Below are 21402 nucleotides of genomic sequence, written 5' to 3' on the forward strand. Positions count from 1 at the left end.
AGCGAGCAGAGGATCAGGTCAGGAGTCAAATGCACTGGTCAACAGCACAGAATTCGTCCTCAACTGGGGTTTTGTCGGGATCGTTGGCGGTGTTGGTGTGATCACCATGCGCAACGTGAGCAAGTCGTACCCGACCTCGACGCGACCGGCGCTGGACAACGTTTCCGTCGATGTGGAAAAGGGCGAGTTCGTCTTCATCATCGGCCCGTCCGGTTCGGGCAAGTCGACTTTCATGCGACTGCTGCTCAAGGAAGAGGCGCCGACATCGGGCGAGATCCGGGTCGCCGACTTCCGGGTCGACAAGTTGCCGGGGCGGAAGGTGCCCAAGTTGCGCCAGCGGATCGGCTGCGTGTTCCAGGATTTCCGGCTGTTGCAGCAGAAGACCGTGGAACAGAACGTCGCGTTCGCGCTGGAGGTGATCGGCAAGCGCCGTCAGTTCATCGAACGGACGGTGCCCGAAGTGCTCGACATGGTCGGGCTCGGCGGTAAGGGGCAGCGGTTGCCCTCGGAGTTGTCCGGTGGTGAGCAGCAGCGGGTCGCGATCGCCCGCGCGTTCGTCAACCGGCCGCTGGTCCTGCTCGCCGACGAGCCGACCGGCAACCTCGACCCCGATACCAGCGCCGACATCATGGCCCTGCTGGAACGGATCAATCGGGTGGGGACCACGGTGCTGATGGCCACCCACGACAACCACATCGTCGACGCCATGCGAAGGCGGGTGGTCGAACTAGACCACGGCAGACTCGTGCGCGACGAAGCGACCGGCGTCTACGGGGTGGGTCGATAATGCGACTGAGTTTCCTGTTCACCGAGGTCGTCGACGGCCTGCGCCGCAATCTCACGATGACCATCGCGATGATCCTGACCACGGCGGTGTCGCTGATGATGCTCGGCGGCGGCATGCTGTCGGTGCGGATGGCCGACAAGACCGAGAACTTCTTCATCGGCCGCCTCGAGGTGCGTTTCTACCTCGACGACGCGGTCTCCGACACCGATCCCGACTGCGCCGCCGACCCGTGCAAGTCGCTGCTCGCCGACCTCAAGCAGACCTCGGGCGTGGAGAGCGTGCAGTTCCTCAACCGCGCCGACGCGCTGGAGGAGGCGAAGAAGCTGTTCGCGGATCAGCCGGAGATGGTGCAGTACATCGCCGACTCGCCGCTGCCTGCCTCGTTGCGGGTGAAGATGACCGATGCCGATCAGTATCAGCACATCTACGACAGCTTCGCGACGCGGCCCGGTGTGCGGATCGTGGCCAATGACAAGGAGTTCGTCGACCGGTTGACCAGCCTGTTCGACGGCCTACGCAATGCCGCGTTCGGTTTGGCCCTGGTGATGGCGCTGGCCGCGATGCTGCTGGTGCTGAACATGGTGCAGATCGCCGCGTTCACGCGGCGCACGGAGGTCGGCATCATGCGGTTGGTCGGCGCGACCCGCTGGTACACCCAGCTACCGTTCCTGCTCGAAGCCGTCGCCGCGGCCTTCGTCGGTTCGGTACTCGCGGTCCTCGGACTGGTCATCGCCCGGCCGCTGGTGATCGACCGGGCGCTCGGCCCGCTGTTCGACAGCAATGTCTTCCCGCGCATCACCGGCGACGACATCGCGGTGGTGGCCCTGACGATCGCCCCCGTCGGCATCGTCTTCGCCGCCGTCACCGCCTACCTCACGCTGCGCTACTACGTGCGCGAATAGGGGTCGTGTGCGAGGCTCGCGCCGAGTTGCGCCGCGAGCCGGGACCGCTGGCTGTCGAGGTCGGCGATGCGTCGTTCCAGCTCAGCGGTTCTCTCGGCCATGACTCGCACCGACATCTCGCAGGCCTGGACCGGTCCCGGGTCCTCGGCGCACGGCATGAGCAGGGCGATGTCATCGGTGTTCAGTCCCGCGGCGAGCAGTTCCCTGATCCGGGCGACCGTGGCCACCGCCGACGCGGGATAGCTGCGATAGCCATTGCCCTCGCGGTACGGATGCAGCAGACCCTGCTCCTCGTAGTAGCGCAACAGCCGGGTGGCGACCCCGGTGCGTTGCGCCAATTCGCCGATCAGCATGTGACCACCGGCACCTTCGCCTTGACCTTCACACCCATGTGTATCCCTAACGTCGCCCCCATGACCACGATTCCCCTCCACACCACCGTCTATGGCTCCGGCCCCGGAATCGTCCTCGCGCACGGCGCGGGCGGCGGGATCGAGAGCAATTTCGGCACTGTGATTCCCGCGCTCGCCGAGGCGCACACCGTGGTCGCCTCGGACTACCCGGGCGACGACACCCCGCTGGACCTCGACGGCCTCGCCGATGCCCTGGTGGCGGCCGCCGTCGACGCGGGTGTCGAGACCTTCACCATCGTCGCCTTCTCACTCGGCACCGCGGTGGCCGTGCGCGCTGCCGTCCGCCACCCCGAACGCGTCACCGGACTCCTGCTCACCGCAGGCCTGGCCACGCCCGACAATCGCGCCCGGCTGATCGCGCGGTCCTGGCAGGACCTCCTCGATCGGGGCGAGTACGAGTCCTTCGCCCGACTCGTGGTGCTCACCGGCTTCTCCACCGGCTTCGTCAACGATCTGCCCGTGGCCACCATCGATGACATCGTCGCGCAGACCGCCGCGTCGATTCCCGGCGGCACCCGCCGACAGGCGGCGCTCGTCGAGTCGGTCGACACGACAGCCGACCTCGCCGCCATCGCGGTGCCCACGCTCGTCGTGGCCACCACCGCCGACCTCCTCGTCGACCCGGCCAACTCGCGGGCACTGGCCGCCGCGATTCCCGGCGCGGAGTACGCGGAAATCGAAGCGGGCCACGTTGTCATGGTCGAGCGCCCCGACGAGTGGCACAAGCTGCTGACCGACTTCCTCGACCGCAACGAGCTCTAGATCCCTGCTGCGGCGGATGCGGGAACGAGCCAGGTCATCCGAGCGTGCGCAACTGCGGCCACAGTTGAGACCAAGGCCGGATCGGGTTGCGGCAGACGAACATCGGCTCACCCTGCTCGTCGTTGTCGATGCCGAGGCCGTTGTCGAGGGTGCCCGCGGGCTCGACGATCGAGCAGATCTCGGTGAGTCGTTCGCGGTCGATGCCGACGGTGAGGACCTCCGTCGCGGAGTCCGGCGGAGGTCCCCACCACCAGTAGGCATTGTGGCCGGAATGCGGTGTGGGCAGGGCGTATTCGGGACCGTAGCGCTCGATCGCGCCCGCCTCGCCGTAGTTGGCGGTGAGGATCGGGGCGCCCGGTGGGCGTGCGGCGGCGATCTGATAGACGTAGCGGGGCCAGGCGATGGTCTCGCCCGCGTCGTAGTTGACGGCGAGGACTGGCGAGTCCCGCAGCCACGCGATCGGCAGCACCGGCAGGAACAGCAGCGCCGACATCACCGCGTTCACCACGATCACCGAAGTGGCTGCCGCCCATCGCTTTCGGTCATCAGCCAGCCACCGGCACAGACCGACAGCGCCGGCCGCGAGCAGCACCGGATACATCCCGCCGAGGTAGTAGGCCTTTCCGCCGGTCACCAGGAACACCGCGAACAGCACAGCGTAGGTCAGCGGAAACGCCCGCCATCGCGAGTTCCACAACCGCCACAACCCGTACCCCCACAGCGGCACCAGCAAGGGCCCGAACAGCCCGAACTGCAAGAGCACGAACGTGATCGGTGAATCCGAGGTCCCCGACGAACCACCGGCGATCGCCCTGCTCAGCTCCCACTGCGGGAACCCGTTGTCCGCCTGCCACCACAGATACGGCAGCTGCAGCACCAGCGCGATCCCGACGGCGAACCCGAAGTACCTGGTGGCGAACAGCTTTCGCTCTCCTACCGCCGAGAGCGCCCCTGCCAGCACAAGAACCGGCACGATCAGCAACACCTTGTTCTGCAGCCCGATTCCCACAACCAGCCCGATCAGCAGCCACCATCGCGGATCCCGCCCGAGCTTCAACACCAGCAGACAGATCAGCGACCAGGCCGCCAGATCGAACACGGTGGTCCCCAGTAGGTGCCCCACGCCCATGACCAGCGCGGAACTCGCGACGGCACCGGCGGCCAGCGCTCGCGCGCCACGCCCACCGCCCAGCTCCCCCGCCATCAACCCCGCACACACCACGACGAACGTGGCCGCGGCGATCGCGGGCAATCTCATGACACATAACGAATCGGGATCGACCGCAGCCATGAATCTGGCCAGAAACGGCGACAACGGCGGCTGATCGGGGTAAGACCAGTCCAGTCGCCGACCAGCTGCCAGAAAGTACAGCTCGTCGCGGTGGCAGCCGTAACGCCCCGAGGTCGCCAGCAGAACGAGCGCGAAAACCGACGCTATGACGGGCACTCGACCAGCGTGACAGAAGTCGCCGATCCCACAATGGGTCAGCGCACATCTTACTCTGGAGTAAGATAGACTTACCGAAGAGTAAGATGGTGGGGTCGAAGGCACCCCGACAGCCGAGGAAATCAGGTGATGATGAGCACTCGAGACAGCGCGACGAAGCGACGTCCGAACGACACGTCCGCGGTCGGCCTCAGCCAGCCCAAACGGGACTGGATGGGCGCCGCGATGCGCGCTTTGACGACCATTACCGGGTCGGAGCTCGCGGGCAAGTACAACCTGCGCAAGCCGATCGAGCGAGTCACCTACGAGGGCACCAAGACCGGGTTCCGCACCCTGGGCGCGGCCACTCGTACGTTCGCCAAGGTCGCGGGCGGCGGTGAGCCCAAGCGTCTGGTCGACAACGAGTCCAAGACCAAGGACTACTTCGATCTCACCCCGTCCGACGAACAGCAGATGATCGTCGAGACCGTGCGTGATTTCGCGGGCGAGATCCTGCGCCCCGCGGCCTACGACGCCGACAACGCCGCCAAGGCCCCGCGTGATCTGCTCGAGCGCGCCGCCGAACTCGGCATCACCCTGATCAATGTGCCCGAGGAGCTCGAAGGCGCGGCTTCCGAGCGCGGCGCCGTCACCAACTCCCTGGTCGCCGAGGCTCTCGCGCACGGCGACATGGGCCTGGCGCTGCCGATTCTGGCACCCAGCGGTGTCACCGTCGCACTCTCGCAGTGGGGCACCGACGCTCAGCAGCAGACCTACCTGCCCGCCTTCACCGGCGATGCGGTGCCGCAGGCGTCCGTGGTGATCAACGAGCCGCGCGCCCTGTTCGACCCGTTCGCGCTGCAGACCAAGGCCGTTCGCTCCCCCAGCGGCTTCAAGCTCACCGGTGTGAAGAGCCTGGTCCCGGCCGCCGCCGATGCCGAGCTGTTCATCGTGGCCGCCGAGCTCGACGGGCGCCCCGCGCTGTTCATCGTCGAGTCCGACACCGCCGGGCTGTCCGTGGAAGCCGATCCGAGCATGGGTCTGCGCGCCGCGGGCCTCGGCCGGCTGATTCTGGACAACGTGGCCGTCGGCGCCGACGCCATCCTCGGCGATGGTGACGCCAAGACCCGCGCCGCCGAGTACGGCGACGCCGTGCAGCTCGCCCGGCTCGGCTGGGCTTCGCTGGCCATCGGCACCGGCCAGGCCGTGCTCGACTACGTGATCCCGTACGTGAACGAGCGCGAAGCGTTCGGCGAGCCCATCTCGCATCGTCAGGCGGTGGCCTTCATGGTCGCCAACATGGCGATCGAGCTCGACGGACTGCGTCTGGTGACTCTGCGGGGCGCCTCCCGCGCCGAACAGGGTCTGTCGTTCGCCCGTGAGGCGGCGCTGGCGCGCAAGCTGGCCACCGACAAGGGCATGCAGATCGGTCTGGACGGCGTGCAGCTGCTCGGCGGCCACGGCTTCACCAAGGAACACCCGGTCGAGCGGTGGTACCGCGACCTTCGTTCCGTCGGTGTCGCCGAAGGCATCGTGCTGGTCTAGGCCCGTTTCTCACCTTCGAAGGAGCCCCCTCATGATCAATCTCGAACTCCCCAAGAAGCTGAAGGCGAGCGCCAACCAGGCCCACCAGGTCGCCTCGCAGATCTTCCGTCCCATTTCCCGCAAGTACGACCTCGCCGAGCACGAGTACCCGGTCGAGCTCGACACGATGGCCGCCATGATCGAAGGGCTCGCCGACTCCGGCACCCAGAAGATCGGTGGCGCCGCGGGCGGCCGTAACGACGAGGCCGGCTCGGACCTCACCGCGAATGCCAACGGCGGCAACATGTCCGCGCTGCTCAACTCCCTCGAGACCTCGTGGGGCGATGTCGGCCTGATGCTCACCATCCCCTACCAGGGACTGGGCAATGCCGCGATCGCCGCCGTCGCGACCGACGAGCAGCTGGCGCGTTTCGGCAAGGTGTGGGCCGCGATGGCGATCACCGAGCCGTCCTTCGGATCCGACTCCGCCGCCGTCACCACCACTGCCACCCTCGACGGCGACGAGTGGGTGCTCAACGGCGAGAAGATCTTCGTCACCTGCGGTGAGCGCGCCACCCACATCGTGGTGTGGGCCTCGGTCGACAAGAGCCTCGGTCGCGCCGCGATCAAGTCCTTCGTCGTCCCGCGTGACGCTCCGGGCCTGTCGGTGGCACGGCTCGAGCACAAGCTCGGCATCAAGGCTTCCGATACCGCGGTGCTGCTGCTGCAGGACTGCCGTATCCCCGCCGACAACATCCTCGGCTCGCCGGAAGTCAACGTGGAGAAGGGCTTTGCCGGGGTCATGCAGACCTTCGACAACACCCGCCCCCTCGTGGCGGCGATGGCCGTCGGCGTCACCCGCGCCGCGCTCGAGGAACTGCGCACCATCCTCACCGAGGCGGGTGTCGAGATCTCCTACGACACCCCCGCGATGAACCAGTCCGCCGCGGCCGCTGAATTCCTGCGCATGGAAGCCGACTACGAATCGGCCTACCTGCTCTCCCTGCGCGCCGCCTGGATGGCCGACAACAAGAAGCCGAACTCGCTACAGGCCTCGATGGCCAAGGCCAAGGCAGGCCGCACCGGCACCGACGTCACCCTCAAGGCAGTGGAGCTCGCGGGCACCATCGGCTACTCCCAGCGCACCCTCCTCGAGAAGTGGGCCCGCGATTCGAAGATCCTCGACATCTTCGAAGGCACCCAGCAGATCCAGCAGCTGATCGTGGCTCGCCGCGTGCTCGGAAAGACCAGCTCCGAGCTGAAGTGACCTGGTAGACAACAGAAATCCGGTGCGAGTCGACTGCTGACTCGCACCGGATTTTCTTGTTTCGACGCATTCGCTTGCCCGGCAGCAGATCTCGCGTATCGAAATTTCCTTCATGGTGTTTGAACTTCACGGTGCGGGCATTCCCGCAGAGGAAGAGATAGGGAACACCATGGGCGTATTTCGCAGCGCGAACAGATATCGACGACGTGATCGGGTCCGGTCCGGCCGGCGCGGGTGGCGGTCGGTCCGAAACCGGGGCTGGGGCCGCCGGTCCTATGAACGGGCGCCGCGCAGGTCCACCGGTTCCGGCGGAGTGGAGGCAGCCGCCCGTTTCGGTTTCGTGGCGCGTGGCATCGCCTACATCGTGATCGGCATTCTCGCCTTCCTGCTGGCGATCGGAACGGCCGAGCACGAGCCGGACGGCGGCGGGGCACTGGCCGCGATCGCCGCGAAGCCGCTGGGCTATCTGCTGCTGTGGATCCTCGTGTTCGGCTTCGCCGCGCTGGTCGTGTGGCGCGTGGTGCAGGTGGCCGGTGCCCGGCGGACCTATTCGGGCGGACACCGCGCCTACGCCGTGATCTCCGGAATCGTCTACGCCCTGGCCTTTTGGGCCACCCTGCGGTTCGTGATGCACGGCCGCACGCCGACGCCGAGTGATGCGGTCGCCCGCGATCTGACCGGCCGAATCCTGAGCTGGGACGGCGGGCAGGTGGTCGTGCTGCTGATCGGTGTCGCCATCCTGGCCTTCGGCGTCTGGCAGACAGTGCGCGGTCTGCGCCTCGACTTCGCCGAGGACCTTCGGATGGGCTGGATGACGCACGGTATGCGGCAGGCCGCGATCTGGCTGGGCCGGGTCGGCTATCTCGCTCGGGGCGCGATCGTGATCGGCATCGGCTTCGCCGCCGTGGTGGCGGCGGTGAACTATGACGCGGCGGCCGCCAAGGGTGTCGACGCGGTACTGCACGATTTCGCGGGAAACCCCTTCGGCCCTTGGCTACTCATGCTGATCGCGCTCGGCCTCATCGCATTCGGTGGGTTGTCCTTCCTCGAGGCCAAGCACCGCAGGACCTACGGCGGTGTCCCGGTCTGATCCGCAGACCGCGTCGGTGTCATCGGCGTTTGCCGGATCAGCCCGGATCGGCGCCTGCGCGGCGATACGTTGATGGTCGGATTGTTCCGGCACACGACGGTGATGGGATGCGCGTTTTGAAGATCGACACAACGCTGACCGGCGGGCTCGCCACGATGGGCAAGGATGCCGCCGCCGCGGAGGCCGCCGGGTACGCGGGTATCTGGACGTTCGAAGGGGCCCACGACCCGTTCCTGCCGCTACTGCTTGCCGCCGAGCACACGGAACGGGTCGAGCTGGGTACCTCGATCGCGGTGGCGTTCGCCCGCAATCCGCTGTTGCTGGCCACCATCGCGTGGGATCTCCAGGCGTACTCGCGCGGACGGTTCGTGCTCGGCCTCGGTAGCCAGATCCGCGCGCACATCACCCGGCGCTACTCGATGCCGTGGAGCCGACCGGCCGACCGGATGCGTGATCTGGTGCTGGCGGTGCGCGCCATCTGGGCGAGCTGGGAGGACGGCGGGCGGCTCGATTATCAGGGCGAGTTCTATCAGCACACCCTGATGCCGCCGCTGTTCCGCCCCGACGCCGCCGAGGTGGCCGGGTTCGGCCCGCCGCCGATCTATCTCGCGGGTGTCGGCCCGGGGATGACCGCGGTCGCGGGGGAGGTCGCCGACGGATTCATGTCGCACCCGTTCTGCACTCCGAGATTTCTGCGCGAGGTGACCGTGCCCGCTCTGGCACAGGGTGCGGTGCGCGCGCGGAAACCCGTAGGCGACATCGTGATCCACCATTCGGCGATGGTCGCGACGGGCAGATCCGCGAGCGAACTCACCGCGGCCAGGCAGGCCATCCGAAAGCAGCTGGCTTTCTACGGATCGACACCGGCCTACTGGCCGATTCTCGAGCTGCACGATCGGGCCGAACTCGGACCCCGGCTCAAAGGTATGTCCAAGAACGGGGAATGGGATCGGATGGCCGACCTCATCGACGACGATTTCCTCGACGCCGTCGCGATCACGGCCACCGATCCCGCCCGCGCGGCGGAGCAGCTGCACGAGCGTTACGACGGAATCGTGGAGCGGCTCGGCTTCAACACGCCCTATCGGGTGGACCCCACGCTGCTGACAGAACTGTTGCGGGAGTTGTGATTTCGCGCTAACCGTCGAGTCGGCCGACGGTGTCAGAGCGCTGTCGTATCGTCGGCGTGGAGTTGGCGGTTGAGTCGACGGGGGTCGACTTCGAGGAGGGGTCGATCCCACTGCGCCAGCTCGGCGGCGGAGGCGTAGGTGGTGTCGAGGAAGTGCAGGAGGGTGGCGTCGGGGTCGGGGGAATTTCGGACCGATTCGTAGGGGAGGACGAATTCGCCGAGGGTGGTGTCCCACTGGGCGCCGTCGGGGCCTGCGGGGCGGCCGGAGTAGCCGTCGGGTGCGGGATAGGAATAGGCGTAGAAGGTGCCTTCGGTACCGCCGGGCCAGAAGCCGGCGCTGGCGCATTCGCGGGAGTAGGCCTCTTCCATCACCCAGTCGGCGCAGTTCGGGGCGCCGCCGGGGTGCAGGGGCGCGGGGCGGCCGGAGAAGCGCGTGCAAGCCAGGTCGAAGGAACCCCAGAAGAACTGCACCGGACTGGATTTCCCGGCGAAACCGGCACGCCAGAGCTGGAAGACCCGCTCGATCTGGACGAGCTGTTGCCAGAACAGGTGGACGGCATCCGCGTCATAGGAGTGGTGGGTGGTGTCCTCGGCGAACGGGATGGCCGGATCGACCTCGTTCGGTGACGCCTCGATGTCGACCACGATGTCGAGCCGGCCGAGTACGTGGCCGAGCTCGGCGTAGAAGTCGGCGACCGTGCGCGGGCGCAGAGCGATGGTGGCATGGCGGCCGTCGCTGCTGCGCAGGACGAGTTCGTGGTCGACGAAGTCGAATTCGATGTCGAGCAGGCGGCCGTCGACGGGAATCGCACCGGTCGCCATCCCGCGCGCGCTGACCGCGAACGTGACATTCCACCAGTGGTTGACCAGCGGCGTCCCCGCCAATTTCAGCTTGCCGATGATCTGCGACCACATGTGCAGGGTGTCGCGGGTATCGGACCAGGAATCGACGCGCAGGGTCGGCCAGACGGCCTTGGCGGGAGTTGAACGAGCCATCGGATTCCTCGCTCTCTCGGTGCGCGACCGACATGGGTCCCGCCCGTTCACAGCCAGGTGCGCTGGCTGACTGGTCAACCGTTCGGCGTGTCCTCGGACGTTTCATCCTACGTCGGTGCTGGTAGATCGCACCGCAACGGCGTTTCCGACCACCGCGGGGTTGTGTGGGACTCCGAGTCTCATATAACCTGGAGCTTGCGCCACACCAAAGGAGACACCACCGATGCTGTCGACAATCAAGAACACCGCCACCGATCCCGAGTACCACGAGATCCTGCGCAACCTGTCCGAAGGTTCGGTCAACCGGCACTTCGACCCCTACGTCGACATCGACTGGGACTCACCGGAATTCGCCGTGCACAGCGACGACCCGCGCTGGATCATGCCCGATGAGGACCCGCTCGGCCGTCACCCCTGGTACAAAGCCCAGCCGATCGAGAAGCAGATCGCCATCGGCATGTGGCGCCAGGCCGGTATCGCCAAGGTGGGCCTGGATTTCGAGCAGCTGCTCATCCGCGGGCTGATGCAGTACCTGGTGTCGGTCCCCAACGGCGACCCGGAATTCCGCTACATCACCCACGAGGCTGCCGAAGAGTGCAACCACACGATGATGTTCCAGGAGATGATCAACCGCATCGGCTATCGCGATGTGGTCGGCATGGGCACCATCGATCGCAAGCTGACGATGGCCATCTGGCCCGCGGTGAAGTACTTCCCCGAGCTGTTCTTCACGATGATCCTCGGCGGCGAGGAGCCGATCGACCACCTGCAGAAGTCACTGCTGCGCGCCGGCGTCGACCTGCATCCGATGGTGCAGCGGGTCATGCAGATCCATGTGGCCGAGGAAGCCCGGCACATCTCCTTCGCGCACGAATACCTGCGGCGGAACGTGCCCGGCATGAATCCGATCACGAAATCGGTTCTCTCCGTGGCCTTCCCGATCGCCATGCGGGTGATGCTCGACATGATCATGACGCCGCCGAAGGAATTCGTCGAGAAGTTCGGCATTCCGGCGGAGGTCATGCGTGAGGCGTACTGGAGCAGCGAGGAATCGCAGACCACCATGCGCAATATCTTCGGAGACGTGCGTGCGCTGGCCACCAACAGCGGCCTGATGAACCCGGTCGCCAAGCTCACCTGGCGCCTGCTCGGTATCGACGGCCCGGTGACCCGCTATCGCAGCGAACCGGCCCGCAAAGTCGCCTGAGTGATCGGGTGAACGTCGACGTCCCGCCGGCCAATCGTCGCGGCGGGCCGTCTTGTCTCATCGGGAGCAAGACTGTACACAGCGATGTACAGTTGACTATGGCCGATTACGACAGTGTGCCGCTGACCGAATTACGTGGTCAGCTCGGTAGTGTTTTCGACGGGGTGTCCGCGAGCGGACGGCCGGTGATCGTGACGCGGGAGGGGAAAGAATTGGTCGCGGTGGTACCTGCTGAGGTGTTGCGGCACGGGGCGTTGCCCCCCGCGTACTTCAACGATGATCTGCGCGAACAGATCCTGGGCAAGCTCGACGCCAGGATCACCCAGCATTCCGCGGAGGACATCGCCGAGGCCGAAGCCAAACTGAGCAAGCTGATGGGCGCGCTGGACAGTCGCCAGTGAGCGTCGCCGATCACACCGCGCTCACCTCGCTGGCACTATCGCCACTGTTCGGGCAGGTGATCATGCGCCAGTTCACCCAGCAGCGCCGAATCCTGGTGGTGCCCACCGTGAGTCTGATGGCCGCGATGCGCGCTGTGGACAACATCGACGAACTCGGGCGCCTGCTCGACAATCGCGTCGCCGTGCGCTGGGCCGAACTCGACGCGCCCACCGCGATCCGTATCGGCACCACGGTGCCGATCGCCGACGACCACCTCGACTGGCCGTTGATCGCGCCCGTGGTGTTCACCGCGCAGAATCTGGACATGCCGGTCCTCACCGCCAAACCCGAGATGTATCGGGGATACAAGGTAGAGATCGCGAACATGCCATAGCCGACCCCTCGAGGTCCTGAACTCGGCTTTTCCCGGGGTAGTGAGCAACCCCACATCCGCTGTCGGTACGGTGCACAGCGGACGATTTACCAGGGAAAGCAGTACCAGGAACACTCTAGGAGAGCTGGTTATGCATCATCTGAGTTTCATGCGTCGCTTCACCACCGCGGTAGCCGTCACCTCGGCCGCCGCCGCCATGGTCTTCGCGGGCCCCGCGGTCGCGGATCCGGCACCGCAGACTGTCGATGTGGCCTCGGCCGTCGCACAGCTGCGCACGTCGGTGAAGGACAATCCGGGCGCACTCGCCGCCCTGGACAAGCTCACCGCCACCGGCACCGTCGACGTCGCACTGCCCGCGCAGCCGTACCAGATTCCCGCGACCTCCGACATCGGCCAGAACGGCGGCGGCCCCGGGGTGTACGGCTCGGGCATCGCCCTCGATATCGACGGCTTCCGCTTCGGCTTCTTCGGCGGGCCGGGCACCATCTCGCCCAATCAGGCCGGCGCCAAGCTCGAGGTCATGTGGCTGAACCTGTCCAGCGGGCAGAGCGGTACCGCGGTCCTGGCCGAACACCAGGACGTGCCGGTGGACACCACCATTCGCACCGCATCGCTGAACACCGGCGGCGGGCTCATCGTGGCCGCGGTCTTCGGCAACATGTGGCACCGCTGGTCCGTGCCGGTCAGCGAGGCGCACCCGGACGGGTTCGCCTACCAGCTCGGCACGATCCAGCAGCCCTCGTTCGGGGCTGTCACGCGCTAACTTTCGTCCACCGCGCACCCCGGGTCCACGCGGCCCCGGGGTGCGTTGTCGTTTCGATGATGCAGCGCAACAGCTTCGGTGTGGCGTAGGTTGACCGGCGTGGAGGATCTGGTCGACCGACTCGAAGAACTGGAACGCCGTGTTGCCGCCCTGGAGAGCGCGCAACCCGAGGACGCACAGCTGCCGTGGGCGGTGGCACGGCTACGGCAGGAGTTCGCCGATGCCGGGCAGCGCACCGGCGGCGTGCTGCTGGCGGGCGCGCTGCAATTGCCGACCGGCGAGCGATTCGATTGGCAGGCTCAATACGCCACCGATGCCATCGTCGGCGATGTCTGGACTATCGAGGCCGCCAATTGTCTTGCCGCACTGGCAAACCCGGTGCGACTGCGACTGTTGCAGGAGATCGTCTACGGCCGAAGGACCGCCGCCGATCTCGCCGCGATCGAAGAACTCGGCACCTCGGCCGAGATCTACCAGCATCTGCGCCAGCTCGCCGCGGTCGGCTGGTTGCAGACCGCGGGTCTCGGCCGCTTCGAGGTACCGGAGGGCAGGCTCGTCCCGCTACTCGCTGCACTGGCCGCCGCGCAGCGCTGACCTGGGCGGCGTCTTCATAAGATGTCCTAATTGTCCGTATAGACTACTGTGACGCAACGCACATCGACTGATACGGTGAGCGTCGAGTGATCAAAGCAGCGGAGGTAGTCGAGTGAACATGTCACATCTGCGCGAAAGCGTGAAGGCGATCGGCGTACTGCGCGCACGCGGGGTCTCCGATCCCAAGAAGCCGCTCGAGACCCTGCGGACGATGAAGGAATCGAAGATCTACGGCCCGCAGGCCACCCTCGTGCGCCATTCGGCCCGTGTCGCCCCCGATCAGGTGGCCCTCGTGGACGAGCGCGGTGAGCTGACCTATCGCGAACTCGATCAGCAGTCCACCGCCATCGCCCGCGGCCTGCGTGAAGCGGGCATCGTCGAGGGCACGGTCATCGCGGTGCTGGCCCGCGATCACCGCGGCCTGATCATGTCGATGATCGCGGCGGGCAAGCTGGGTGCGCGGATCGCGCTGATGAACACCGGCTTCGCCAAGCCACAGTTCGCGGAGGTGTGCGAACGCGAGAACGTGCGCGCGGTGCTGCACGACAGCGAGTTCCTCGGCCTGCTCGACGCACTGCCCGCCGACCTGCCGCGCTACCTCACGTGGGTCGACGAAGGCACCGCGCTTGCGGCTGGTGCGACGACATTCGACGATCTGATCGCGAACAATGCCACCGAGGATCTGCCCGCGCCGAGCAAGCCGGGCGGCTTCATCATCCTCACCAGCGGCACCACCGGCCTGCCGAAGGGCGCACCGCGCACCAAGGTCACGCCGATGGCCACCGCGCAGTTCGTCGACCGCGTGCCCTTCCCGAGGCGGGGCACGGCGATGATCGTGTCGCCGATTTTCCACAGCACGGGTCTGGGCACCTGGCTGGTCAACACGATCCTGTCGAACAAGATCGTGATGCGCCGCCGATTCGACGCCGAGGCCACCCTCGCCGCGATCGCCGAGCACAAGGTCGAGATGCTCGTCTGCGTGCCGACGATGCTGCACCGGATGACCGAGCTGCCGCCGGAGGTCCGCGCGAAATACAACCTGTCGTCGCTGAAGGTCATCCTCTTCGCCGGTTCCGCGCTCACCCCGGAACTGTGCATCCGCGCCACCGAGGCCTTCGGGCCGGTGCTCTACAACCTCTACGGGTCGACCGAGGTCGCCATCGCGACCATCGCGAACCCGGCAGAGCTGGCGGAGGCGCCGGGAACGGTCGGCCGGTCGCCGATCACCTGCGAGGTCCGCCTCTACGACGAGCAGGACCAGCCGGTCCAGACGCCGGGCGCGCGCGGCCGGATCTTCGTGCGCAGTGGCGCGCCGTTCGAGGGCTACACCGACGGCAGGCACAAGCAGATCATCGACGGGTTCATGTCCAGCGGCGACATGGGCCATTTCACCGAGACCGGGCTGCTCATGGTCGACGGCCGCGACGACGACATGATCGTCTCCGGTGGCGAGAACGTGTACCCGCAGGAAGTCGAGAACCTGCTGGTCGAGCGGCCCGAGATCTTCGACGTGGCGGTGATCGGCGTCGACGACCCGGAATTCGGAAAGCGCCTGCGCGCCTTCGTCGTTCTCGAAGAGGGCCAGACGATCGAGGCCGCCGAGATCCAGGCGCACGTCAAGGCGAATCTGGCCAGGTTCAAGGTGCCGCGCGAGGTGGTCTTCCTCGATGAACTGCCCCGCAACGCCACCGGCAAGATCGTGCGCCGCACCCTCATCGACTATGAGGTCTCACAGGGATAGACCCGGGTTACTACGGAGTAGACAGCACGGCCGGATCGCTTGCTAGTGTTAGCAACAGCACTGGATCTCGAAGACGCGGTCCGGCCTGCGGTTCTGCGCGGGCTCGGTCTGCCGGAAGGCTGTTCGATGTCTCTGTCTCTGCCCGCGCTAGGTACCACCGCCCGACGTGCCGGTGATTTCGCGCTCGGCGTCAAGGTCATGGTGGATCGCAAGCTGTTCAATCCGCTGCGCCTCGACCACGCCGCCCGTTCGTTCCGCAATGTCTCGAAGTTCGGCCCGTTCGCCGGCGTCGTCATGCACGCCGCGCAGAGCAGGCCGCAGGCGGGCGCGATCGTCGACGAGCTGGGTGAGATCACCTTCGGCGAACTCGACGCACAGGCCAACGCGTTCGCCCGCGGCCTGCGCGCCAGCGGGATCAGCGAGGGCGACGTGGTCGCCGTGCTGGCCCGCGACCATCGCGGCATGGTGTTGAGCCTGCTCGCGGCGGGCAAGCTCGGCGTGCGCGCGGTGCTGATGAACACCGGGTTCGCCAAGCCGCAGTTCGCCGATGTCGCCGCCCGCGAGAAGGTCAAGGCGGTGCTGCACGACAGCGAGTTCGTCGACCTGATGAGCGCCATCCCCACCGAGATCCCGCGCGTACTCACCTGGGTCGATGAAGCGCACGGCGCCGACCCGTCGATCCCGACCGTGGCGTCGCTGTCGGCGGGCCGTTCGGACGCCGCGGTCGACGCGCCGAGCAAGCCCGGCGGCATGGTGATCCTGACCAGCGGCACCACCGGCACCCCCAAGGGCGCACCGCGCGACAAGGTGAGCCCGTTCGCCTCGGCGCAGTTCGTGGATCGGGTGCCGCTGCCCAACAACGGCACCATGATCATGGCGGCGCCGATCTTCCACGGCACCGGCCTGTCGCAGTTCACCCTCGGGCTCGCCCTCGGGAACCGGGTCATCTTCCAGCAGCGCCGGTTCGATCCGGAGCAGACTCTCGCCAATGTGGTGAAGTACAAGGCGGATTCGCTGGTCGTGGTGCCCACCATGTTGCAGCGCATCCTCGATCTGGACGAGCAGATCCTGGCGAAGTACGACCCGTCGACGATGAAGGTCATCTTCGCCGCGGGCTCGGCGATCGCGCCCGACGTGGTGACCCGAACCCTCGACTACTTCGGTGATTCGCTCTACAACCTCTACGGGTCCACCGAATGCGCGGTGATGACCGTGGCCACTCCCGAGGATCTGCGCAAGGCGCCGACCACCGCGGGCAAGGCACCGGTCGGCATCCGGATCGTGTTGCTCGACGAGAACCGCAAGCCCATCACCGCGCCGAACGTCACCGGAACGATCTTCGTCGACAACGGCTTCGCGTTCACCGGCTACACCGACGGCCGGACCAAGGAGATGGTCGACGGGATGATGTCCAGCGGCGACGTCGGCCATTTCGATGCCGACGGGCTGCTCTTCATCGACGGCCGCGACGACGACATGATCGTCTCCGGCGGCGAGAACGTCTTCCCGTTGGAGGTGGAGAACCTCATCGCGGGTCGCGCCGACGTGTTCGAGGCGGCGGTGGTCGGTGTCGATGACCACGACTACGGCAAGCGGCTGCGCGCGATCGTGGTGCCCGGCCCGGAGTCCAAGCGTGACGCCAAGGAGATCAAGGACTTCGTCCGCGAGAACCTGGCCCGCTACAAGGTGCCGCGCGAGGTGATCTTCGTCGACGAACTGCCCCGCAACGCGACGGGCAAGCTGCTGCGCAAGCCACTGGTCGAGATGGCGGTCGAGGCGGACTGAGCAGGCAACCATAGTCCGCCCGATCGTGTCGGGCGGGCGATTGCCGTCGACTATTATCAGCGCGTGATCATCGGGTTCGAGCAGGCGTCCGCGCCGTCGCGTGCTGTCGGCGCGCGGCTGCGTGGTGCCTGCGCGGGCTCGATGTCGGGCGCGCTGTCGTTGGCGGCGCACGGTATGGCCGCCGGTGGGGCGCTGCCGGGCAGCACGGCGATCGTGTTGCTGGCGGCGGCCTCGGCGATTGTCGGCGCACTCGTCGCCGGGGTGGGTCCGCTGCGCAGCGGTGCGCTCGGACTGGCGGCGGTGTTGCTGGGCGGTCAGCTGATCGGCCACACCACGATGAGCTGGTCCGGGCACTCGCACTCGGCGGACGATTCGCTCGGACTCGGCATGCTCACCGCCCACACGGTCGCGGCGCTGCTCGCGGCCGCGGTGATCGTCGGCGCCGAAGCCGCGTACCGGATCGGCAGCGCCGTCTTGGCGCGCATTCTGCCGCTGCGCTACCGAACTCCCCGCATCCCCGACCCGGCGCCCCTGCGCCTGACCTACCGCGACCGCGTCATCCTGCGAATCTTCGCCACGCCGTCGCTGCGCACCCGCGCTCCCCCGCTCGCGATTCCTTTCTGAACTCTCCCTCACCCGGTGCACGGATTCTTCGCCGTGCGCTGCCCCGTGCGCATCGAGTGTCCGCCGACTTGTCGGTGACTCGATGTGCGATCGGCTGTGCCCACCGGGTCCAAGTACTCCAGAAATGAATCAGCATGAGCATCACGGACACTCGTCCGGCCGAGGAGAACTCCCCCTCGGCACAACCACCGGTCTCCGGTGAACGTCCACGTTCCGGCTCGCGCCGCGGCTTCCATCTCTACCCGCTGGCCCTGCGCCTGCATTTCTATGCGGGAATCTTCATCGCACCGTTCATCCTGATCGCCGCGCTCACCGGCGCGCTCTACGCGATCGCGCCGACGATCGAAGGGTTCGTCTCGCGCGATCTGCTCCGCGTCGAAACCACCGGCCCCGAGCAAGCCCTGTCGACCCAGGTCGGGGCGGCTGTCGCGGCCCGTCCCGATCTGACGCTGGTCGCGGTCGCCCCGGCACCGAACGAGGGCGATACCACTCGCGTCCTGTTCAACGATCCGACGCTCGGTGATTCCGAGCGGCTGTCGGTGTTCGTCGACCCGCACACCGCCCAGTCGGTCGGCGAGTCCGTGGTCTACGGAAGCGGTGGCGCGCTGCCGCTGCGGACCTGGCTCAGCGAGTTCCATCGCAGCCTGCACCTGGGCGAACCCGGCAGGCTCTACAGCGAACTGGCCGCGTCGTGGCTGTGGGTGATCGCGTTGTTCGGGCTGGTGCTGTGGGTGCATCGGGTGCGTAAACGGCGCGACCGCAGGTCCGCGCAGTGGTTGCTCAAGCCGGATCTGTCCCAGACCAGGCGTCGAAAGATGAACTGGCACGGCGCGATCGGCGTCTGGATCCTGCCCGTGGTGCTGCTGCTCTCGGCCACCGGCATGACCTGGTCGACCTATGCGGGCGAGAACGTCACGAAGCTGCGCGAGGAACTCAGCTGGACCACACCCTCGGTGAGCGTCGCCCTGCCGGGTGCCGGGTCCGCGGGTGCCGCACCGGCGCCGAGCGACCACCACAGCGCAGGCCACGTCGCACCGGCACCGGTAGACCCCGCGGCTCAGATCGCGCAACTCGATCGGGTCTACGACGTGGCCCGTGCCAACGGCATCACCCAGGGCGCCGAAATCTCCATCCCGGCAACGCCCGCGAAGGCGTTCGGCGTGAAGGAACGGCGCCTGCCCGGCACGTACACCATCGATTCGCTCGCCGTCGACGGGTCGACCGGCACGGTCACCGATCGACTGGCGTTCGCCGACTGGCCGCTGATGGCCAAGCTCACCAACTGGGGCATCGCTTTCCACATGGGTCTGCTGTTCGGCCTGGTCAACCAGCTGCTGCTGCTCGCGATCATGGGTGGCCTCGTCACCGTGATCGTGCTCGGTTACCGCATGTGGTGGCAGCGTCGCCCCACCCGTAGGGCCGCGCTGCCCGTCCCGCCACGGCGTGGGGTGCTGCGCCGCACGTCGCCGTGGATCACCGTTCCGCTGGTCGGCGCGGCGGTCGCTCTCGCCTGGTTCATCCCGCTGATCGGGGTGAGCTTGCTCGTCTTCCTGCTGATCGATATCGCATTGGGACTCGCCGCGCGTGCGGAGAAGGTGTAACGCATGGCTAACTATCGAGGAAACATCCCATGTAACCCATGAACCTCGATGATCGGAGCTTCCCCCATGAGAACCTCAGCTCGCGCAGTTGCGATGTGCCTGGCCGCTCCGGTCGTCGCGATCGCCTTGACCGGTGTCGCCGCGGGTACAGCCGCTGCTGATCCCGGTTGCCAGGGGTCGATGAACGGCCAGTGGGCGTTCAACGGTGGATGTTATGGCGGCGAGGGCACCTACCGGCTCGAGGTCGACTGCATCGGATACAACATCGCGCCCTTCGCCGTCGGGCCGTTCACGATCCGCCAGGATCTGCCCGTCGGCCAGGCGGGCACAGTGGCGTGCTTCGGTCCGAACTGGTCCAGCGCGGGCTGGGCTGTGGGTTCGCGGATCTTCCGGCTCTGACACCGCATCGCGCGGACTGGGCCCTAGGATCCGATGATGGCGCTGTCCCGTCGACAACTCCTGCGTACCGGCGTGGCAGGTTCCATCGCCGCGCTGGTGGGGGTGTCGGCGGTGAGCAGTGCGAGGTTCGCCGCGCCCCGGTGGCTCGGCGAACCGTTCTCCCTCGGGGTCGCGTCCGGCGAACCGACCTCGGACGGGGTGGTGTTGTGGACGCGCCTGGCCCCCGATCCGCTCGCACCCGACGGGTACGGCGGGATGACCCTCGACGCGGTGACCGTCGATTACGAGGTCGCCGAGGACGAACGGTTCACGAAAGTGGTGGCCAGGGGGTCGGCGGTGGCCACCCGCGCACTGGGCCACAGCGTGCATCCCGAGGTTGCCGGGCTGGCACCGGATCGCTGGTACTACTACCGATTCCGGGCCGGCTCGGCGATCTCACCGATCGGCCGCACCCGCACGGCGCCGCCACCGAACAGCCCGACCGAGCGGCTCCGGTTCGCCTTCGCGTCGTGCCAGTCGTGGAGTTCGGGCTACTACACCGCCTATGAGCATCTCAGCGCCGAAGACCTCGACCTGGTCGTCCATCTCGGCGACTACATCTACGAATCCTCCTGGGTCCTCGCCCGCCGCGGTGCGCGGATGCCGCCGCAACTCGCCGGCGAGGCGGTGGATCTGGCCGGCTACCGATTGCGCTACGCCCAGGCCAAGGGTGAAGCGCCGCTGCAAGCCGCGCACGCGGCGTTCCCCTGGCTGGTCACCCTCGACGACCACGAACTCGACAACAACTGGGCCGGTGACAGTCCCGGCCTCGGACTCGACGTGTACCGCCTCCCGCCGCTGTTCCGGCGCCGCAAAGCCGCCGCCTTCCAGGCCATGTACGAGCATCAGCCGATGCGACTGGCCCAGCTGCCCGCAGGCCCGTCGATGCACCTGCACCGGCGCTACCGGTTCGGCGATCTGGCCGAGTTCACCATGATCGACACCAGGCAGTACCGCACCCCACAGGCCTGCGGCGACGGCTCCGCGGTGATCGGATGCGCCGACCGGTTCGCCACCGACCGCACCATTCTCGGTGCGGCCCAACGTGACTGGCTCGTCGACGGCTTCGCCACCTCGACCGCCCGCTGGCAGGTACTCGGCAACCAGGTCGCCATGGCCCAGTCCGACTACGACCCCGGCCCCGACCTGTTGCTCGGCACGGATGCGTGGGACGGCTATGTCGCCGACCGCAATACGGTGCTGGCCGCGGCCGCCGACCAGGCTGTCGAGAACCTGGTCGTGATCACCGGCGACCGCCACGAGAACTATGTCGCCGACCTACGCCGCGACTATGCCGATTCCGAATCCCCCGTCGTAGCAACCGAGTTCACCGGAACCTCGATCAGCACCGGCAGCGACGGCGCCGACCTCACCGACGCGGGCCGCGCCCTGCTGGCCGCCAACCCGGACATGAAGTTCTACAACCGCCAGCGCGGCTATGTCCGCGTCGACCTCGACCATCGGCAGTGGCGCAACGACTTCCGCGTCGTCCCGTACGTCAGGCGACCGGGCGCCCCGATCAGCACGCGCGCGAGTTTCGTTGTCGAGGAAGGAATCCCCGGCGCCGTCGAAGCGTGA

General features: G+C 67.1%; 21 protein-coding genes. 18 read left to right on the forward strand and 3 right to left on the reverse strand.

The window, feature by feature from the left end; genetic code table 11:
• Positions 1-97 precede the first annotated feature (97 nt).
• Both ftsE and ftsX read left to right on the forward strand, forming a co-directional pair.
• On the forward strand, positions 98-787 hold the full coding sequence (gene ftsE / locus ACFWPK_RS28315) for a cell division ATP-binding protein FtsE (RefSeq protein WP_378920855.1): 690 nt from the start codon (positions 98-100) through the stop codon (positions 785-787).
• Entirely contained in the window at positions 787-1689 is a 903-nt protein-coding gene (ftsX, locus tag ACFWPK_RS28320) for a permease-like cell division protein FtsX (protein ID WP_378920857.1), read from the forward strand. The genes ftsE and ftsX overlap by 1 nt, the downstream gene beginning before the upstream one ends.
• On the opposite strand, the gene ACFWPK_RS28325 is transcribed toward ftsX, so the two are convergent.
• Entirely contained in the window at positions 1674-2042 is a 369-nt protein-coding gene (locus ACFWPK_RS28325; RefSeq protein ID WP_378920859.1) for a MerR family transcriptional regulator, read from the reverse strand. The genes ftsX and ACFWPK_RS28325 overlap by 16 nt on opposite strands.
• A 60-nt stretch (positions 2043-2102) precedes the next feature.
• On the opposite strand from ACFWPK_RS28325, the gene ACFWPK_RS28330 reads away from it, so the two are divergent.
• Positions 2103-2864: an alpha/beta fold hydrolase gene (locus tag ACFWPK_RS28330; RefSeq protein ID WP_378920861.1), complete on the forward strand. Its 762-nt coding sequence runs from the start codon at positions 2103-2105 to the stop codon at positions 2862-2864.
• 34 nt (positions 2865-2898) lie between these two features.
• Here ACFWPK_RS28330 and ACFWPK_RS28335 read toward each other — a convergent pair whose 3' ends face one another.
• Positions 2899-4311 carry a glycosyltransferase family 39 protein gene (locus ACFWPK_RS28335; protein ID WP_378920862.1) on the reverse strand — a complete coding sequence of 471 codons (1413 nt, stop codon included), beginning with the start codon at positions 4309-4311 and terminating at the stop codon, positions 2899-2901.
• Between the two features lie 126 nt (positions 4312-4437).
• Here ACFWPK_RS28335 and ACFWPK_RS28340 point away from each other — a divergent pair, with 126 nt between their 5' ends.
• From ACFWPK_RS28340 to ACFWPK_RS28355, 4 genes are all read left to right on the forward strand, one after another.
• On the forward strand, positions 4438-5835 hold the full coding sequence (locus ACFWPK_RS28340; protein ID WP_378920863.1) for an acyl-CoA dehydrogenase family protein: 1398 nt from the start codon (positions 4438-4440) through the stop codon (positions 5833-5835).
• 31 nt (positions 5836-5866) lie between these two features.
• On the forward strand, positions 5867-7081 hold the full coding sequence (locus ACFWPK_RS28345; RefSeq protein ID WP_378920864.1) for an acyl-CoA dehydrogenase family protein: 1215 nt from the start codon (positions 5867-5869) through the stop codon (positions 7079-7081).
• A gap of 313 nt (positions 7082-7394) precedes the next feature.
• Positions 7395-8171, forward strand: a complete 777-nt coding sequence (locus ACFWPK_RS28350; RefSeq protein ID WP_378920865.1) for a DUF1206 domain-containing protein — start codon at positions 7395-7397, stop codon at positions 8169-8171.
• 107 nt (positions 8172-8278) lie between these two features.
• Positions 8279-9301 carry a TIGR03617 family F420-dependent LLM class oxidoreductase gene (locus tag ACFWPK_RS28355; protein WP_378920866.1) on the forward strand — a complete coding sequence of 341 codons (1023 nt, stop codon included), beginning with the start codon at positions 8279-8281 and terminating at the stop codon, positions 9299-9301.
• Positions 9302-9333: 32 nt separating this feature from the next.
• On the opposite strand, the gene ACFWPK_RS28360 is transcribed toward ACFWPK_RS28355, so the two are convergent.
• Positions 9334-10296, reverse strand: coding sequence for a DUF5996 family protein (locus tag ACFWPK_RS28360; protein ID WP_378920867.1), 963 nt, complete (start codon positions 10294-10296; stop codon positions 9334-9336).
• A gap of 223 nt (positions 10297-10519) precedes the next feature.
• Here ACFWPK_RS28360 and ACFWPK_RS28365 point away from each other — a divergent pair, with 223 nt between their 5' ends.
• From ACFWPK_RS28365 to ACFWPK_RS28415, 11 genes are all read left to right on the forward strand, one after another.
• Complete coding sequence (locus tag ACFWPK_RS28365; protein ID WP_378920869.1) at positions 10520-11503, forward strand: diiron oxygenase; 984 nt, start codon at positions 10520-10522, stop codon at positions 11501-11503.
• A 98-nt stretch (positions 11504-11601) separates the two neighbouring features.
• Positions 11602-11904, forward strand: a complete 303-nt coding sequence (locus ACFWPK_RS28370; RefSeq protein WP_266292300.1) for a type II toxin-antitoxin system prevent-host-death family antitoxin — start codon at positions 11602-11604, stop codon at positions 11902-11904.
• Positions 11901-12278 (forward strand): hypothetical protein, encoded by a 378-nt coding sequence (locus ACFWPK_RS28375; RefSeq protein WP_378920871.1) that lies wholly within the window; start codon positions 11901-11903, stop codon positions 12276-12278. The genes ACFWPK_RS28370 and ACFWPK_RS28375 overlap by 4 nt, the downstream gene beginning before the upstream one ends.
• A 130-nt stretch (positions 12279-12408) precedes the next feature.
• The gene (locus ACFWPK_RS28380) at positions 12409-13041 is read left to right on the forward strand and encodes a hypothetical protein (protein ID WP_378920873.1); all 633 of its coding nucleotides are present in this window, start codon (positions 12409-12411) and stop codon (positions 13039-13041) included.
• Positions 13042-13140: 99 nt separating this feature from the next.
• On the forward strand, positions 13141-13635 hold the full coding sequence (locus ACFWPK_RS28385) for a helix-turn-helix domain-containing protein (protein WP_378920875.1): 495 nt from the start codon (positions 13141-13143) through the stop codon (positions 13633-13635).
• A gap of 118 nt (positions 13636-13753) precedes the next feature.
• Complete coding sequence (locus tag ACFWPK_RS28390; protein WP_378920906.1) at positions 13754-15376, forward strand: acyl-CoA synthetase; 1623 nt, start codon at positions 13754-13756, stop codon at positions 15374-15376.
• 126 nt (positions 15377-15502) lie between these two features.
• Entirely contained in the window at positions 15503-17161 is a 1659-nt protein-coding gene (locus ACFWPK_RS28395; protein WP_378920877.1) for an acyl-CoA synthetase, read from the forward strand.
• A gap of 63 nt (positions 17162-17224) precedes the next feature.
• Positions 17225-17785 (forward strand): hypothetical protein, encoded by a 561-nt coding sequence (locus ACFWPK_RS28400; RefSeq protein WP_378920879.1) that lies wholly within the window; start codon positions 17225-17227, stop codon positions 17783-17785.
• A gap of 134 nt (positions 17786-17919) precedes the next feature.
• The gene (locus ACFWPK_RS28405; RefSeq protein ID WP_378920881.1) at positions 17920-19386 is read left to right on the forward strand and encodes a PepSY-associated TM helix domain-containing protein; all 1467 of its coding nucleotides are present in this window, start codon (positions 17920-17922) and stop codon (positions 19384-19386) included.
• A gap of 66 nt (positions 19387-19452) precedes the next feature.
• Complete coding sequence (locus ACFWPK_RS28410; protein WP_378920883.1) at positions 19453-19785, forward strand: hypothetical protein; 333 nt, start codon at positions 19453-19455, stop codon at positions 19783-19785.
• 36 nt (positions 19786-19821) lie between these two features.
• Positions 19822-21402, forward strand: coding sequence for an alkaline phosphatase D family protein (locus ACFWPK_RS28415; RefSeq protein ID WP_378920885.1), 1581 nt, complete (start codon positions 19822-19824; stop codon positions 21400-21402).

This window comes from Nocardia sp. NPDC058519 (genome assembly GCF_042719755.1).
Lineage (GTDB): Bacteria > Actinomycetota > Actinomycetes > Mycobacteriales > Mycobacteriaceae > Nocardia.